13 protein-coding genes and 1 pseudogene are annotated in these 17,024 nt (G+C 72.7%); 7 read left to right on the plus strand and 7 right to left on the minus strand.

What is annotated here, in order from left to right; genetic code table 11:
• The first annotated feature begins 171 nt into the window (after positions 1-171).
• Positions 172-723: an ATP-binding protein gene (locus ACIOFR_RS34710; RefSeq protein ID WP_401003577.1), complete on the plus strand. Its 552-nt coding sequence runs from the start codon at positions 172-174 to the stop codon at positions 721-723.
• A gap of 280 nt (positions 724-1,003) precedes the next feature.
• Here the strand turns inward: ACIOFR_RS34710 and ACIOFR_RS34715 are convergent, their stop codons facing one another.
• Entirely contained in the window at positions 1,004-1,261 is a 258-nt protein-coding gene (locus tag ACIOFR_RS34715; RefSeq protein WP_401003579.1) for an SH3 domain-containing protein, read from the minus strand.
• A 1,435-nt stretch (positions 1,262-2,696) separates the two neighbouring features.
• Between ACIOFR_RS34715 and ACIOFR_RS34720 the strand changes: the two are divergent.
• Positions 2,697-2,791 (plus strand): annotated as a pseudogene (locus ACIOFR_RS34720).
• 231 nt (positions 2,792-3,022) lie between these two features.
• On the plus strand, positions 3,023-4,477 hold the full coding sequence (locus tag ACIOFR_RS34725; protein WP_401003581.1) for a hypothetical protein: 1,455 nt from the start codon (positions 3,023-3,025) through the stop codon (positions 4,475-4,477).
• A 61-nt stretch (positions 4,478-4,538) separates the two neighbouring features.
• Here the strand turns inward: ACIOFR_RS34725 and ACIOFR_RS34730 are convergent, their stop codons facing one another.
• Entirely contained in the window at positions 4,539-5,996 is a 1,458-nt protein-coding gene (locus tag ACIOFR_RS34730; RefSeq protein WP_401003582.1) for a hypothetical protein, read from the minus strand.
• 288 nt (positions 5,997-6,284) lie between these two features.
• Here ACIOFR_RS34730 and ACIOFR_RS34735 point away from each other — a divergent pair, with 288 nt between their 5' ends.
• Complete coding sequence (locus ACIOFR_RS34735) at positions 6,285-6,728, plus strand: hypothetical protein (RefSeq protein WP_401003584.1); 444 nt, start codon at positions 6,285-6,287, stop codon at positions 6,726-6,728.
• 130 nt (positions 6,729-6,858) lie between these two features.
• On the opposite strand, the gene ACIOFR_RS34740 is transcribed toward ACIOFR_RS34735, so the two are convergent.
• Complete coding sequence (locus tag ACIOFR_RS34740; RefSeq protein WP_401003586.1) at positions 6,859-7,326, minus strand: hypothetical protein; 468 nt, start codon at positions 7,324-7,326, stop codon at positions 6,859-6,861.
• Positions 7,327-7,440: 114 nt separating this feature from the next.
• The gene (locus ACIOFR_RS34745; protein WP_401003588.1) at positions 7,441-7,599 is read right to left on the minus strand and encodes a hypothetical protein; all 159 of its coding nucleotides are present in this window, start codon (positions 7,597-7,599) and stop codon (positions 7,441-7,443) included.
• Between the two features lie 141 nt (positions 7,600-7,740).
• Here ACIOFR_RS34745 and ACIOFR_RS34750 point away from each other — a divergent pair, with 141 nt between their 5' ends.
• Positions 7,741-8,871, plus strand: a complete 1,131-nt coding sequence (locus ACIOFR_RS34750) for a hypothetical protein (RefSeq protein WP_401003590.1) — start codon at positions 7,741-7,743, stop codon at positions 8,869-8,871.
• A 202-nt stretch (positions 8,872-9,073) separates the two neighbouring features.
• The gene (locus ACIOFR_RS34755) at positions 9,074-9,577 is read left to right on the plus strand and encodes a DUF4429 domain-containing protein (RefSeq protein WP_401003592.1); all 504 of its coding nucleotides are present in this window, start codon (positions 9,074-9,076) and stop codon (positions 9,575-9,577) included.
• A 135-nt stretch (positions 9,578-9,712) separates the two neighbouring features.
• Here ACIOFR_RS34755 and ACIOFR_RS34760 read toward each other — a convergent pair whose 3' ends face one another.
• From ACIOFR_RS34760 to ACIOFR_RS34770, 3 genes are all read right to left on the minus strand, one after another.
• Positions 9,713-10,195, minus strand: coding sequence for a hypothetical protein (locus ACIOFR_RS34760; RefSeq protein WP_401003594.1), 483 nt, complete (start codon positions 10,193-10,195; stop codon positions 9,713-9,715).
• Between the two features lie 606 nt (positions 10,196-10,801).
• Entirely contained in the window at positions 10,802-13,705 is a 2,904-nt protein-coding gene (locus ACIOFR_RS34765; protein ID WP_401003596.1) for an NACHT domain-containing protein, read from the minus strand.
• Positions 13,706-13,912: 207 nt separating this feature from the next.
• The gene (locus ACIOFR_RS34770) at positions 13,913-16,372 is read right to left on the minus strand and encodes a Helicase associated domain protein (RefSeq protein ID WP_401003598.1); all 2,460 of its coding nucleotides are present in this window, start codon (positions 16,370-16,372) and stop codon (positions 13,913-13,915) included.
• A 453-nt stretch (positions 16,373-16,825) separates the two neighbouring features.
• On the opposite strand from ACIOFR_RS34770, the gene ACIOFR_RS34775 reads away from it, so the two are divergent.
• Positions 16,826-17,024, plus strand: a 199-nt coding sequence (locus ACIOFR_RS34775; RefSeq protein WP_401003600.1) for a hypothetical protein, incomplete at its 3' end; no start/stop codon positions are given.

Here is a 17,024-nt window from a genome sequence, read left to right on the forward strand (position 1 = left end):
GGGCCGGATCGGCTGCCGCCTACGGTCGGTGTCGTCGCCTGCTGCGGCGGGCGCCGGACACCCGACCCGCCGCAACGAGCGGGCGGCGTGTCAGGGGCCGCCGCGCGGGTCCTTCCCCCGGTGGGGCCTGCGCGGCGCCACCACCGCGTTCGCAACGCCCTCCGGAGCTTCGTGGCCACGCACCCCAGCACCCGCCCGCCGACGGCACCGGCGACCGTCCGGCCCGCGATACCGCCGACGGCTCGGGCCGCCGCCCGGCCGCCGGCGACGGTCCGGGCCGCGCAACCGGCCGCCGCCCGCCCGCCGGCCCCCGACGTGATGAAGGCGCTGCTGCCGTACGAGCCGCGCTCCGCCGCCGAGGCCCGCCGCCTGGTCCGCACCGCGCTGGCCGCCTGGGGCCTGGAGGAGCTGGCCGATGCGGGCGAGGTGGTCGTCAGCGAGCTGGCCGGCAACGCGGTGAGGACGGGCTGCCACAGGAGCATGGCGGTCACGGTGGAGCGGATCACCGAGGCTCGGGTGCGGATCAGCGTCCGGGACGGATCCCGCACCCTGCCCTGCCTGATCGACGCCGGACCCGATGCGGAGTCCGGCCGCGGCATGGCGCTGATCCACCACCTCACCGCCGGCCAGTGGGGCGCCACCCCGGAGCCCTACGGGAAGACCGTGCACGCCGACCTGCGCACCCGCCCACCCCACGGCCCGGAGCCGGCCGGGTCCGTCTGACGCCGGAACGACCGCGCCCGGCCGCCGTCCGTCCCGGCGGGCGGCAGGCGCTCCCGGTGGCGGTGACCGGGGTGAGGGGCCCGGTGCGACGGCGGCCCGTCAGCAGCCGAACTCCCGGCCGGACCGGTCGTGCTGCGCCCGGCGTGGGGGAGTGTGCGGGGCCGCCGGGCCCGAGGTGCCGGGTGTCGGCTCTCCGCAGCGTCGCCGCTCGGCGGCCGGTGGTTCACCGTGACAGGTGTCCGCCGCCGGTTCTCGCTCCACCCCGGGGCGAGTCCCCGGCTCAGCCGAGGTCGCCGGCCAGCTTCACCGTGCCGGTGTTGTCCACGTACCGGGCGGTGACCCAACCGGGCTGGTCGCGCAGCAGGTACCAGATGTCGTTGCCGTCGATGTTCTGGGCCCTGACCTTGCAGCGCAGGCCGACCTTGGTGCCGGACGGGAGCGCGCCGACAGCCCTGGAGTCGGTACTGGGGTACTCCCGGACCTCCACACCACTCGCGCTGACAACGGTCCCGTAGGGCTCACTCGGCGTCGAAGCCATCTCTTCCTCGCATCTTCCTCATCGGCGGAGCACGGGCCCCGCCGCACCACAGGCATCAGGGCAGGAGGGACGGTGACCGGCCGCCTCCGTGCAGCGAGCCTAGGAGACCGACCGGCGCAACCGATCACGCCCACCCATCCTCGGCAATCCGTTCGTACAGATCCGGCCGTTGTGGTTGCTGCCTGATCAGCCGCGTGCTCCGCCGGGTGCCGGCAGGCTCGTGACGCCCGGGATCGGCCGCCGGCGCGGGGATTGACGTGCCGACGGGCGCATCTTCGTGGTGTCAGCCCACCCGGGCGCCGTCCCGTCCGGCCCGGCCGGTACCCACCGAGCCCACCAGTGCCCACCTCACCCCGGCCACCGGCCCAGGACGGATGACCGCCGCAGGACCTGCCCCGCTCACGGCTCGCGCCCGCGCCCGTGGCCCGCACGGTCGCCGGTTGCTTGCCGGCCACGGGGCCAAGGTGACCCTGCCGTTCCGGACCATCCCCGCCGCGCCCCCGACCGGCCCGGGCGCCCGGAGCCCGCCCGGCTGGGCCCGCCCCTCCCTGACCGCTGCGCCCTGACCGCCGGCGCCGCCCGGTCCTGTCGGATGACCGAACCCGCTGCTGCCCCGGACCGACGGACGCCGGCCCGGGGCAGCAGCGGGTTCTGCGCCGGTCGTGCGCCTTGCGCGCCGAGGGCGGGTTGACCTGTTCACGCTTCGATACGGCCCGTCATGGGGCATGATCACAGCGTGAGTTCGTGGTGGACGGTACGCAGGGACGGCCTGTTGGCCGAGCTGGCGGACGGGTTGGTGTTCTTCGGCGCGGACCCGCTGGAGGACCCCGGCGCCGGCGAGCTCGCCGACACCGCGCAGGCGCTCGCGGTCGAGTACCGGGCCAGCGCCCGCGGCCACGCCGTTCACCACGCCGGTGACCTCCTCGAGCGGGCCGCCGCCGAGCTCCGGGCCGCCGACCGGTTCCGCGGCGCCCTCCTGCCGCAGGTGGTCCGTCACCTGCGCCGTGCCCGGGCCCTGTTGCCGCGGGCCCGCGCCTGCCTGGAAGCCGGCCCCGGCACGGCCCCGCGCCCACGCGGGGTAGAGCGCCACCGCACCATGCAGGACCGCCGGGTAGGGTGCCCGGCCCGCCGGACCGGGCAGCGGCGCCCAGGGGGCCGCGCTGCTTTTCGGCCCCCTGGTACCCCTGTCGGGAACGCCCGCCCTGGTCCTCATGGTCCCGGGACCTGTCGTCCTGCTGCTCTCCCTGGCACTCAACCGGCTTCGGAGCACGTCCTCACCGAGCTGACCCGGCCCGGCCAGGCATCACGCCAACGGGCCGGCAGCAACTGCGCCCGCCGCCACCCGGTGCCGGGTCGGTCAGTGGGCGGTCAGCACCCGGTCAGGCCACCGGGGCATCCTGAGAACACGTCAGGGGCCGATCGGGACTCCTGGCCGGGAGAGGTGCCCGGAGCGGTTCATCGGGTGCCTGGCCAGCGATGGCCGAGCAGGGTCCCCTGGGGCCCGCGCAGGTTCGAATCCTGCCCTCTCCGCCCCGCAACCTCACCCGGCGCCGCCCGCCCGCCGGTCCCTCGCTGCGCCCGGCACCGCACGCCCTAGGGGTTCACCCCGGGCCTTCTGGTCCGCCGATTACCCGGGCCACCCGGCGTGGGGGTTTGTGGCGCTGGGCAGACCGTGGACCGGGCGCGGTGGCACGATGAGGGCTCCGCGAGCCATTTGGGGGTGGGGCGTTGCCGGGTGACACGCGGCGCATCCAGACCGCAGTGCGGGGAGGCGCCGAGTCCGACGCCCCGCTGCTCCTGCCACTGGAAGCGATCGAGGTGGAAGCCTTCCGCCGCCGGCATGCCGAGGACACCTTCTGGTGCGGCCTGCTGCTCGGAGGCTGCGGCGGCCGGCTCACCACGAAGCTGTACACCGACCGGGTGTGTCACTTCGCCCACTTCCCCGACCCGACGGGCACACACGTGTGCGAGCGCCGCGCCCGGGACGTGGCCAGCGCCGACCACCTGTACGCGACCGCCGCGGCGCGGGACTGGCTCGAGGGCCAGCAGGCCAGCGTCCGCCACGGCACACCGCTCGGCTCCATCGTCGACATCCACTGGGAACCCCAGGCCCGCGGGCTGCGCCTGCACCTGGACGGCGCGGTGGCACCGGTATGGGACGACGAGACTCTCGAGCCGGTCCTGGGCATGTCCGTCCCGGTCGACGACCGGACGCTGGCCGGCCGCCGGTACGTGCACCGGGTGCGGTTCGACAGTGTCGGCACCGCCCGGAGAGTACGCATCGGCACCCAGGCCCTCACCCGGGACACCGAATGGTTCGCCCTGGGCGACTGCGCCATGACACCGCAGGGCCTGCACACGCCCGCCGTCGAGCGGATCACCCGCTCCCGCACCACCCCCGCCGGCCAAGGACTCTGGCGGCCGCCCGCCCCCGCCCGCCGACAGGACCGGACGCCGCCCGCGCTGCGCATCGAGGCCGCCATCCGGTCCGGCTCCCGGTTCGCCGTGCTGTCCGCGTGCCGTGAGATCGAGGCGGCCGGCCTGCACGAGGGGACCGGCGCCGAGCCGGTTGCCGCCGCGCTGGAGCGGGCACGGGCCTGGCTGGATGGGGAGCGGAGGGAACGCGCGCAGGTTCTCGAGCAACTGCACCGGGCCGTTGAGGAGGGCGCGGTGGAGACGGTGCGTACCTTGCTGGCGCGCGTGGACAGGCGGGCTCTCAAGCGCCGGACCCAGGAGGAGAACGACATCGTCACCGCCGCGATGCGGTTCCTCAACACCCATAGGCGCCAGCAGGAGGCACAGGCCCTGCGGGAGCGCCAGGAAGCCAGGGACCGTGAGCGCCAGGCCGCCGCGGAAGGCGCGCGGCAGGCCGCCGAGAACCGTGAGCGGCAGCCCGTTCAGGACCGCGGACCCAAGCCGGAACACGAAGCCGCCGCGCTGGCCGGAGCCCAGCGGCAAAGCCGACGGGACGCAGAAGCCGCGCACCGTCGGGTCAAGGACATCCTCCGCGACCTGAGGCGCCTCGGCACCGGCCTGGGCCCGCGCACCCTGACGCACCTGCTGGGCTCGCTCTCGACGACGCTGAACGCTGCCGGGGACAGGGTCACTCCGGAAGAGCGCCGGGAAGCCGAAGAATGGCTCACCCGCGGCCGGCGACTGCGTGGCGCGACCGCCCGCACCCCACCCGACCGCCCCACCCCGCGAGCCCACCCGTGACGAGCACCGGCGGCCACGCAACCATCCGCCCCGACGGATGTCCCTGGCGAACTCCCGGGTGTCAGTGGTGCCGGGCACCCTTGGACGGGTGCGGTACCGGGACCTCGTGGCACCACCGGCAGGCGTCTACCGAAGCGAGCGGGAGATGGCCGACAGCGTGCTGGACGTCCTCGCGGCCCACTTCCACATCGAGCGGGAAGTCACGGGGCGGTACCCCACCGGAGAAGCAGTTCGAATCGACGCCGTCCTGCGGCCGATCGACCCCACCGGCTGGTTCGACGCGCAGCCCATCCTCGGTGTCGAGTTCAAGTTCCCCGAGAAGATCAACGGCGCCGCCGAGTTCGGCGCCCAGATCGCCCAGGCCGCCGACTACACGCACTGCACCTTCGGTGCCTTCGGGCGTCTCTCCGTCTTCCTCTGCCCGTCGCCGGTCTCCCAGCTGATCGCCGAGACCGAGGCGACCATCGCCGGCAGGGGCTGGATGCTGCCCCAGTGGCGCGCCCACCTGGCCGCGGTCAACGAGCAACTGTCGTCCCCCCGGTCGCCGCAGGAGGTCGAGGCCGACGCCCTCCACCACGCACTGGACGCCGCCCGCCGACGGGGACGCCCAGGACGCATCCGCCCGCGCGGAGGGACACCGCAGCGACGCCCACCGGGAACGGGGCCTGCTCGACCAACGGGCGGCCTTCGTCACGCGCCTGCTCGGGCGGCGTCGGTGAGCTGATGCCCGCCGCCAGGGATGGACGCTGCTGCGCTGCGGCGAACCGGTGTGGAGCGAGAACAGCGGACCGATGCGCCGCAGCGGCACCCTGACCCCCAAACTGGGCAACCGGTAGCCGAGCCGAACATCCGCCCCGTACACAGCGGCCTGACCGCGTCGACGGCGTGCGTACACGGGGAACCGCCCACTGCGCCCGGTGCGGCGGCCGCCACCGGTGTCAGTCGCGGACCTGGTGCTCGACCCGGTGCCGCAGATCTCGTCCGGGTGTGACCGGGCGATCGCGATCGCCTCGTCCACGAGGTGGTGCAGGGGCGCCGGGTAGGCCGAGGGGTACAGGGGCAGGCCGGGGAGGATGCAGCGGCGGACGTCCAGGTCCTCGTTGTCCACGAACTCCCGCAGCGCCGCCTGGTGCCACTCGCGCACGCCGACCGAGGCGTCGTCGGGCTCCGCGCCGTCCTCGGTGTGGCCGGCCACCCGGATCCCCGGGTGGTCGAGCCGCAGGGCCGTCCAGTACCAGGCCCGCGCGGCACCTGCGCGCTGCGCGTCCGTGCCCTCCCGCAGGTAGCCGGTCAGCAGGGAGCGGACCCGCCCGCGTCCGAAGGCGTTCAGGGCGGCCTCGACGAACCACCGGTTGAAGCTCGGGCCCGGGTCGTTCACGGCCGCGCTCAGCAGCACCTCGAACGCCTCCTCGGGGAAGGCCGCCTCCTGCTTGCAGGCCTCGCGCAGTGCCGCCCGGATGCGATGGCCCCACATACGGTTGTCGGTGTCCGGCTCGCGAACCGCGTCCAGGCCCAGCACCCGGACCACATCCGCCAGGCACCGCTCGAAGAGGCCGCCGTCCGCCGCTTGTGGTGCCGGCAACGCCATGAAGACGCGCGCGCCGTCACCCCCGCCGCCCTCGCGTGTCCCGGCTCCGCCCAGGACGCTTCCTTCCCCTCGAAGTCCCGTGTCGGCCAGCGTAGTCCGCGCCACCGGCGGCCCCGAACGGGCCGGGCGGCCGGCCGGCAGGGCGGTGACGCCCGACCCGCTCCGGGGCCGCCGGAAAACTCCGCGCCCGCTGTCGGCGGCCGGGCGTAGCGTGCGGGCATGACCACCCCTGTCACCGGCCTGGTCGGTGACGGCGGCCAGCAGGGTGGTCAGCGCGGTGCCCGCGCCGAGCCCGGCCAGCGCGACCACCAGCGGCAGGCCGGCCGATGCCCTCGACGGCTTCACCCAGGCCCGGATCCGTCTCGCAGGCTGCCTGGAGGAGACCACCAACCTCTACGCCGTCACCGTGCCCGTCATGCCGGCCCGATCGCACGCTGGCCGGAGATCGAGTCCACCGCCGACTCGACGGTGATCCGGTACCCGGCCGTCGACGTGCGGGCCCACGGACACGTCCTGCTCGACCCCGTGACCGTCATCGCCGACCAGCGGCACACCACCGCCCTGGCCACCCACTGGAGCGCACGGCCACCAACCTCGACGGCCGGGCGGAGAACACCGAGACCCTCCAGCCCGCGCCTCTCCTCCTCGACGTGGACGAGCTGATGTGCCAGGACACCGCCGGCGACTGATCGACGCCCGGCACCATCCGGACCGGCAGGCGACCACGAACACCCACGCAGGACGGCAACACCCTGCGCCCGAGGGCCGCGCCGGCCCGGCCACTGCCGGACCGTCAGGCACCGATCCCGTTGCCGACCGGGCGGGTGCGGTGCAGCCGCTGGAACGCTCCGGCCAGCCGACGCTCGATCCAGCGGGCACTGTCGGACGGACTGCCGAGGCGGGCATCGTCCGGCGCCACGGAGTACAGGCAGAACCCGCCCCGTGCCATCAACCACTCGTGCGCCGGATGCCCGGGCCAGCGCTCGTCGGGACCGCGCCTGATCACGCCCCGGTGGTAGCCGACCCGTCCCCGGATCCCCCGCTGCTGCTCGGCCTTGCCGAAGTAGACGATCGACGACTCACCGACGGGATAGCCGATCCGTTTCCCGGCCGCCAGGAAGACATAGACCCCCTGCCGGACCGGGACATCGGCGGGCCACTCGTTCAGCAGGTCGAACATGCCGCCGAACGCGGGCCAGCCACGCACGGCCAGGACGTCCCGGTTCAGCCGCCGCAGCGTCGGGTCCGAAGATTCGCTCACGCCAGAACCGTAAGCGCCGGGACCGGTCCTCGCCGTGCCGGCGGACCGCGATGCCTCACACCGCCCGCCCCTGGGCTGCGGCTTCCGGCCTTGCCCGTGGGACACGCGGCTCGCCTACATCTGCGGCCCCCGGCGGCCGCCCGTCAGGTGCCGGGCGAACACGGTGAACATGGCGGCGCGGCTCGCGCCCCGGGCACCGCGCAACGCGGCCAGGAACCCGGCCAGCAGGGTGAGCTGGCGCAGATGGGCCGCGAGGGCCGCGAGGATGGCCACACACGGGATCGTGCCGTTCGCGTTCACAAGACTGTGGAGCATGAGCAGGAGAGGTCCTTCCACCGGACGGTTCGTGACACCTGATGACCTCATGCCGCACGCGTGTTGAAGCCGCGCACTTCGCGGGGTTGTAATCGCGAGGTGCCTCGAACCCCTGCCTCCGGCGCGGACGCCGAACTGATCCAGGCCCTCGCGGACCGCGGCGTCACCGTGACGGTGTCCCAGCTCGAGCGGTGGCGCACCGCCGGATCGCTGCCCCGCCACCCCCGTACCGGTCTCGGACGCGGGCGTGGCACCCGCGCACGGCTCCTGCCGGCCACCCTCGCCCGGGCCGAGGCCCTCGCCCGCACCTCCCGGCAGGGCCGCACCCCCGCCTCCGCGCTCGTGGGACCCCTCGCGCAGAGCATGGACGGCTCCTCGCCCGGCGCCCTGCGCCATGCCGTCACGGGGGCCCTGCGCCGTGCGGTGGCCGATTTCGCCCCGTCCGGCGCCGGCCACCCGCCCGGCGCCGCCCTGTCGAGCGAGGAGGCGGACGACGCGCGGGCCGAGGCCCTGCTGGCCACCGCTGGCCGGCGCGCCGAGTCCGTGGCCGGGCGGCTGCCGGACACCCACGCCGTCCTCCTTGACCTGGCCGCCGACGAGAACCTGGACTTCCACGACATCCCCCGGATGCCGCGGTGGAAGCGGCCGGGCCCATTGATGGCGGCGGGGTTGCGGCTCTTCGCCGGCGGGCCGGACGCCGTCGGCCAGGACGAGATCGCCGAATCCCTCGGCCTCGCCCTGGGCCTGTCCGAGGACGAGACGGACACCATGAAGCAGCTGGTCGCCGCCCGGGAGAGCCAGGCGCTGCTGCGCGGTGACAGCCCCTGGCCCTCCGTCGTGTTCGACGCCGAGTCGATGATCGCGGCGGTGGAAGCGGCGTCCGACGAGGAGCTCCTGCGTACCGCCCGCACGACGCTTCACGCCACGGCCCTGCAGAGCTTCGCCATTCTCGGCAGCATCCTCGGCATCGCGTCCCAGGAGGACATCCCGCTCAGGATGGAGCCCGAGGCGGTCCGGCGGATGCTCCAGCACCCCGTTTGGTGGGCCTGGGGCCAGTTCGTCGCCGTCGGCGGGGTCACACGGGAGGAGGACCTTGCGGTAAAGATCGCGATGGCTCTCCCGCCCGGGCCCGCCGACACCGACGCCCTCGAGAGCTACGCGACCTTCCTACGCGCCGCGCTCGGCCTCCCCGACGAGCCCACCACGACCGGGCCCACCCCCACGCCATAGGCCGCCCCGCCCCGCCCTGTTCCCGGTCGCCCACCCTGGCCACGGGGCGGCCACCGCAAGCCGGATGCGAGCCGGCTCCCGAGTCCGGGGCGTTCGCCTCGTGCCGGGCACCGCCTCGCTGCGCCCGGCACGTCCGTTGTCCCGGCTCGCGCTGTGTCCCGGCGCGGGTGCGTGGGGTGGATGGGTGGCGGATGCTGGTGGGGTGATCGAGGCCAAGGGACACAACGGGCACGTCGCCTTCGACGGCGAGTACGTGACGATCACCCGCAAGGGGTTCCTCGCGCGGACGTCGGTGGGCAAGGGCGAGAAGCGGATCCCGATCGCGCAGATCACCGCGGTGCAGTGGAAGCCGCCGGGGCTGCTGGTGAACGGCTTCATCCAGTTCACCGTCCCGGGCGGTAACGAGCGGCGCTCCGCCTTCGGCGCGCAGACCAGCAGCGCGATCAAGGATGAGAACAGCGTGCTCGTCATGAAGAACCAGGCTCCGGCGTTCGAGAAGCTGCGCGCGGCCGTCGAGGAGGCGATCGCCGCCCTGCACCGGCCGGCATCCTCCACCGGCTCCGCCGCCGACCCGGGAGCCTCGCTCGCCGACGAACTGGCCAAGCTCCAGCACCTGGCCGACGCGGGCGCCCTGACCCCCGAAGAGTTCACCGCGGCCAAGGCCCGCCTCCTGGACACCACCGGTCGCCCGCCCGCCGCCTCCTGAACCCGGGTGACGAGACGGACTGTGTGGCCGGCCTCCTCGCCGGGGAGATCGGTGTCGAGGCGGTCGGTGATGTCCCACCTCGGGTTGCCTTTCAGGTCCGGTCGTATCCGGCTGCCCCTGGTCCCCGGCGCGGGGTTACTCGGTCAGGCCGTGGGCGGCGAAGAACGACCGCCAGTCGCTCACGGCCCGGGTGGCCATGTCCAGAGCGTCCGTGCTGCCGCTCGAACCGTCCGGCTTCTGCCATTCCACGAGGAAGGACACGCTTCCGCTGCCGTCGGCGGGGGTGACCGCTCTGGCCACCCACGCGGTGGTCTGCCCGGGCCGCCGGGTGTGGTGCTTGTCGGTGTTGGCCACAGCCATCGCCAGGCTGATGGACGGGCTGCCGTGAGCGTGGTCCTCCACCGTCTTCTTGTTCACCGCTGCCGCAGGGTCGTTGATCAGCCAGTCCTTCAGGTGAAGGCAGTCCAGGCTGAACTGCTCGGGCGTCTTCTTGCGCTGCTCCCCGGACAGGCCGGGATCGCCCTCTCCCCGGCTCCACTTCTCCAGTTCCGCGAGGCCGGCCAACACCTCGCGCCAGCGTTTCTGCCACCGGCGGCCGGTGTTGTAGATGATCTCCATGCCAAGGGGGCGCGCACTCGTGACCACGATCGCCGGTTTCAGCCGGTATGTACGGGCCGTGCCGCCGCAGGCCGGGCACACCCACCCCGGGGAGGGACTGGCCGTGCGGCCGCACCCGGTGCAGGTGGGCTGATTCTCAGTGTCGGTGGGCTCAACGCTGCTGACCATGGGGCCAAGGTAGACCCCACGGGCCCAGTTGCACCTCGCCGTGCACCGACCCCACCGGGCCCTGCCGTCCCGGGGCAGCACCCCCACCGCACCGCCGCACCTGCCGATGTGACGGCGCCGCAGCCCCGGCAACCCCGCAGCAGGAAATTCTTCGGCGCGCTCCCGGAACCGAGAGATCCCCGCCGGGCAAGAGCGAAGAACCTCCTGGCACACGGCCGTACCGCACCCGGCTACCTCCGCCCCGACCGGCCCGGAACCTGCCTGCCCGACCAGGCCCGCCCCCCGATGTGGGACCGTCGCCCCCGGCTCGCCTATGACCATCCCCCCGCAGCAGCCCTTCTCGAAGCGCTGCTGCGCGTCGTTCTTGTCCTGTTTCGCGGGCGGCTCAGGCCGGGACGCGGTGGAGCTGCCAGCGCGGTGCCCCGGGACTCCGTCCTGCTACCAGCCGTCGGCCTCGTCGGCTGAGGCGTTGGCCTCGGCAATGCTGCGCAGGAGCGCAGGTCCGACGGGCTGCCGGTTTTGTGCGGATTTGAAGGCGTAGCCGAGCGTGGCCTCGATGGCCCAGTGCGAAGACGGCGCGTTCTCGAGCGCGAACTCGAGGGCCTGCGCGATGTCCTCGCGTCGGAGTGCCGTCAGGAGCGCCTCGGGCCGACCGGGAGGCCGGCGGCTGGGCACGGCTGTTTCCTGGGCATCGTCAAGGAGCTTGAACCGGCTGTCGCCCAGCACCGCAAGACCGGTGTGCAGCAGCTGCCGATCCTCGGGTGACAGACCGTACGGCTCGACGAGCGCCTCGAGGTGCGCGGCCATCGTGGACATCCGGGCCGCCTCGCCTGCAGTCTGCCTGGCATCGAGCCACGCCTCCACGGCCGCTGCCTCGCCCTGGGACAGCGCCAGGTGCCGGTAGGCGTTGTCGATGTTCACCCGCTGGCCGGGGTCGGGGGAAGCACGGCGCATCCCCTGGAGCACGAGTGCCGCGGCGGCGCGCTGTGCAGCGCCGGCCGAGGCGGCCGCGTGGAGGCGGTCGAAGACGAGCCTGCGATGCGGGGGGCGGGCCAGGCGCACGAGAGCGGCGCCGAGGCCGATGCGATTGTTGACGGGAGGGTGGTCCAGCACGGTGAACAGACACTGGGCCAGACCCCGTTCGAACCGGGGGCGGTCGCGGGCGAGGTTGTCGTCGAGGATCTCGGCGGCGAGGGACGGGGCGGTGGGGAAGCGGCCGTTCAGGCGGTGGGAGTCGGTGTCGAGCTGCTTGAGCAGAGTGAGGAGGCTTCTCTCGAAGCGCTCCGAGGCGAGCAGGAGATGGCCGGCAGCCAGGAGCCAGGTGTTGCGCCAGTGCGGGTGGTGGGCGATGAGGCGCAGCCGGGCCATGACCTGGAGGTCGTCGCCTTCGGTGAGGGCACGGGCGGCCATCAGCTCCTGCAGGGTGCGGATGTCGAAGCCGACGCCACCGTCGCGGGGGGCCAGGAGGACCAGCCGCTGGGTGGCGGCCCTGACGAGATCAGTGGCGCCGCGGTCGGCCTGGGCGGGCTCGAACCCGCGGGAGACGAACCGGGCGACGGCCAGAGCGTGGAGATCTTCGGGGTTCATGGCGGCCTCCGCCCCGTCGGCCGTCTCGGAGGCTGCTTGCAGGGTGAGGCCGACCTGTTCGTGGAGCCGGTCGATGTGAATCCGGTGCTGCGACAGGAACCGGGCGATCGGAATGTCCTTGGCGACCTCCCGTTCGAACATCGTCTGGTAGTACAGGTTGAAGAGAGTGAACCGGTCGGGCGGCAGGGTGGGGAACTTCTCCACGATGAATGACATGATCGTCACCTGGAGCGGAGTCTCCATCAGCCGCAGTGTGACCGGATCGCGTGACGCGTCGACCATCCGGCCGCCGACCTTCGAACGCATCTCGTCGTCGTTGGTGAACCGCTTGTCGGTGATCTGCCGCGCGAACGCCGCGGCATGATCGGCCGGTAGCCGCTGCAGGAAGAGATGGCGGAACGTGTCCGCTGAGAAGCGCTCGTCGTAGCCGGTCGGCCTGGTGGTGACCACCACGAGAAGGTCCGCATCACGGTCCTCGGCCGTCGTGAGCAGCTCGTCGATCTTGTCATAGACGAGACGTCGGTCCGCCTGCGAGGGGACCTCGTCGAGACCGTCGAGGATCAGAGCCCAGGGCCACGCCGCCAACCAGTCACGCAGAGCCTGTGCCGAGACGTCCCGGTCGGTGCGCCTGAGGATCTGTCGGGAGATCCACCGCAGCAAGCTCACCTCTGCGCCGGAAGCCAGTTCCTCGGCGTACTTGGCGAGGTCGATCCGCGTCGGCCAACGCCGGTTGCCCGGCACCGGCAGATCGAGCCGATTCATGGCTTCCCGCGTGCCCGCCAAGATCTCCTCGGCACCGGGTCCCGTGTCCGCGTCGGTGAGCATCGCCGTGCGGTAGGCCTGCGCAATGAGCTGGCTGAGGGTGGACTTGCCCTGTCCGGGACCGCCCACCAGGACCAGGTTCGGGCGCCTGACACGGTCAGGCTCGCGGGGGCGCAGCACCATGTCTCCGAGTTCGAGCACGTACCGCACCGCCTGGACGGTGCCGCCGTCCGCAGCCTCGACAGCCGCCGGCAGGTCGATGGCAATGTCGTCCAGCCACAGCTTCGCGTCGCCGGGCCCGCCGGACTGACTCAGCCTCACCCACCGGTCGGCCTTGAGGGAGTGCAGGAGTTCCTCCCGCAGCGGGTCCCGCGCCTCCAACGATCCGAGGCTTACCCGCTCCGGGCTGAGCCTCGACATCACGTCGCCGACGGTGAGCAGCCCCGGGAAAGCCCAGCGCACGCTCTGGTGGGCGTCCAGCATGGACCTGATCTGGTCGGCATGCCAGATCACGACCCCCTTGACCCGCAAACGACTGTGCGGCTTTCTCTCCTTCTCCAGATGACTGCTCACGAACGAGTCGATCTTGTCGATCCCACCCACCCTGGCGACCGACGACAGTTCGACATTGCTCACGAAGATCAGGTAATCAGGCAACCGGAGCCGGGTGTGATTCTTGGCCGCCTCGAGCCAGTGATCGAGCTCCTTCCGGATCTCCTGCTGCAACCAGAGCGCGTTGTCACGCGGAGTCGCCTTCGGCTTGACCTGGAACTTCGCCTGCAACACGGTGTAACCCGTCCAGACATCCAGCGCAGGGGCGACCCCTTCCGATGTCGCGGACCAATTGATCGTCCCCTCGAACGTCGCCTCACGCCCACCGTCCGGGCCATCGCCGAAGACCCGCACACCCGGCCCGAGTTCCCGGCGGGCGAGTGCCACCACCATCTGCTCGAACGCTCGAGAGCCGAGGCGATTCAGGTCGTAATCAGGCACACCGCCATCCTGTCAGAGCACACCGACACCCACAGCCCCCTCACCCGGCGCAGCGAACCCCAAGCCCCACACCCGCCTCCTCAGCGCCGCCACATCCGACCGCGTTGACGAGTGACACCAACGCGACGAGCGCCTGACGACCTGGAACTCCTCTTCCGGACTTCCAACATCGCGCGGGCGTGCTCTGGCCACTCCCACCAACATCCGTCAGGCCTCGACCACCGCCGCCCAGGGCAGCCCCAGCCCGGCGAGCACCCCGAGCTGCGCCGCGTCGAGGCGATCCCGGCGGCTCTTCACGTTGGACAGCCACACCCCGAGCTTCACCTCGCTGCCGTCCTCCAGGACCTCGACGTGGCCCCGGGGGACCACGACGCGCTGCTCCCGCTCCACGTACCGCTGCAGCGCCGCCACACCCCGCTCGAACGCCCCCAAGCCACCACCAGCAGCGCCCGCCGCTGCGCCCGGCGCCGAACCAGACACACCCGCCGCGCCCGGCTGCCCGGCCGCCGCTGCGCCCCGGGGCTGGGGGAGTGGGTGGGGTTGGATGCCGAGCCGCTGGAGGCGTTCGCGTTGTTCGGGCATGAGGCCCTGCCAGGTGACGGGGCGGCGCTGGCGTTCCAGCCAGCGGCCGATGTCGTCGCCGTCGACGGTGACCCCGGGCAGCAGATCCGCCAGGGCCGCCCTGCCGTCCAGGCACACCGCCACGCCCGCCCAGTGCCGCTGCCAGGCGATCGGCCAGGCCGGGTTCCAGTCCGGATCGACCGCCGCCAGCGCGGCGGCCCGCCGGGGATGCCCGTCCAACGCGCCCGGGCGCCGACAGTTCGACAGCCACTGCCCCACCGCCCGATCCAGCGCCACCGCCCCCCGCGGTGCCGCCAGGGTCCGGTGCTCGGCGTACCAGACCCGCGCCGCCGCGAGGTTCTCCTCGAACACCGCCTCCTGCTCGTCCCACACCATCCCCAGCGCCTCGAGCCGCTTGTACCGGCCGCCCTCCATCGCCCCGGCCCCGTGCACCCGGCGCTGCGCGCTGATCCACCGCCCGAGCCCATACCCGGCCTCCTTGTGCTCGTAGGGGACCCGCAGGTGCTTCTCGCGCTTCCGGTAGGCCTTGGCGGCCATGTAGCCACGGGTCCAGTCCAGGCGCTCGGTGTCGATCACGTTGAACGACACCAGGTCCGCCAGGAAGTACGGGTCCCGGGTGGAGGAGAACCGCACCAGCAGCCGGCTCTCCTGCTCGCCCTCACCGGGCGCCTGCCCGATCCGCACCGGGGCGGCGTTGGGGGTGTTGGTGGTGGGGATGGCGAGCACGTCCACGGCCTCCTCGTCGTGCGCCCTCAGGCCCTGCAACACGCGCACCAGCGGCCGGTAGGACGCGGAGGTGACCATGTCCTCCTCGCTCTCCCCGGGCCGGGTGAAGCACACCACCACCAGCGAGGCCAGCTTGTCGTCCTCCGGCTTCTTACGCAGCGCCCGCCCGATCGCCTGCACGATCTCCACCGGCGCCCCCTTCGGGTCCAGGAACGCCACCGAGTCCACGGCCCGCACGTCCACGCCCTCACCCAGCACCCGGCAGTTGCACAGCACCGCCAGGCCCGGCCAACGACCGAACGCGCCCAGCACCTCGCGCCGCTCCTCGGCCGGGTGCTCGCCGCACAGCCAGTCCACCCACACATCCGCCGGCGCAGGGTAGAAGCCGGGGTCGTCCGCATGCAGCTGCGCCGCGACCTTCGGTAGGCCGGCCGCGAACGCCTCCGCCTCCACGGTCCGGTGATGAAAAGTGATCATGGTCCGCAGGCGGTGCTCGGCCGCGGTACGCATCATCGCGGCCTGCGTGGCGCCCAGCCGCAGCCCCCGCACCCGCTCCTCGTTGCGCTCGGCCCCGCCGAGGAGCTCCGGGGTGAGGTAGGGGTCGGGGATCTCCACCACGATGATCTGATACCGCGCCAGGACTTTTCGGGAGACCGCTTCCCCCATGGTCAGTCTGTATACGACCGGCCCGAAGATCGTCTCATCGTCCATCGACGCGGCCATCTCCTCCGGCAGTGGATCCCGCACCCCCTCCCGCGGCTCCCACCCCGCCCGGTCCTGCCACACCCGCGGCGTCGCCGTCATGTACAGCCGCCGCACCGCCGGGATCACCTCCTGACGGTGGATGTCCGCCCACGCCTTCCCCAGACTCCCCGACGTCCGGTGCGCCTCGTCCACCACCGCGAGGTCCACCGGCTCCAACGCCTGCCCGTAGGCGCCCTGGAACGCTGCCTCCAGCACGTCCAGGCTGGTATAGGTGGCGTAGACCGTCACCGGCCCGCTGCCGGCCCACAGCGCCAGCTGCAGCGGGTTGGTGGTGCACCGCACCCCCAGCGAGAACAGCAGCCCGTCGTCCCGCAGCGAGCACACCGCCACCGCCGGCCCCTCGTGCCCCACCCGCCGCCACTCCTGCACCGTCTGGGTCAGCAGGTCCAGCGTCGGCACCAGCACCAGCACCCGCCCGTCCCGCGCGATCCGCAGCGCCGCCGACGCCGCACTGATCGTCTTACCGCTCCCGCACGGCGAGATCGCCGTCACCCGCATCCCGCCGGCCGGCACCACACCACCCGGCGGGATGTCGAACCCACGCACGATCGCCTCGACCATCTCCACCTGATGCGGCCTGAGCCTCACAGCCATTTCTGAATTCCCTTCCCAGGGCACGCACACGAGCCGAGCGGTCGACGAACCGAAAAGCGGACCCCCACCCCGGAGGACGTGGCCCAAGAACTCAAAAGCTACACAGTGCATCATCCCGCATCAAGAGCCGCCCGGCGGGTTGCGCCGCATCGAGGATCCTCACCCGGATCGGCACCACGTGCACCGTGGACGAGGTACACTGACACACCGTCAAGGCGAGGACGGCAGTGCGGACGACGTCGATCGCACTCTCCGGCCGCCGCCCGCGGACGCCACCCGGAGAAGGAGCCGGCCCCGCACCAGGCCCGCCGGCACGATCAGGCCACGGACCACGCGCCGACCCGCAGCCGGAATCGAACAAGGCGTCAACAGGGGTGGTGCCAGCCAAAAACGAAACCTACACAGTGCATCACGCCCGAGCCGCCCACCCCTCCCAGTCAGCCGGATTCCCGCTTGCGGGAATCCCTGCCAATTCGCGCTTGCGCGAAATGGCACACCATCAATATTCCGTCAATCGCGCTTGCGCGAATTGACACACCATCAAGATTCCGTTCACGGAATCCAATTCGCGCGCTGGCGCGCGAATTCCGCCGAAGCGAAGCGAAGGCGTTCAATATGCAGCGGCTTGCCGCTGCATTACCCGCTCCGCGGG

Origin of the sequence: Kitasatospora sp. NPDC088346 (assembly GCF_044740765.1) — a bacterium.
In the GTDB taxonomy this organism is placed as follows: domain Bacteria; phylum Actinomycetota; class Actinomycetes; order Streptomycetales; family Streptomycetaceae; genus Kitasatospora.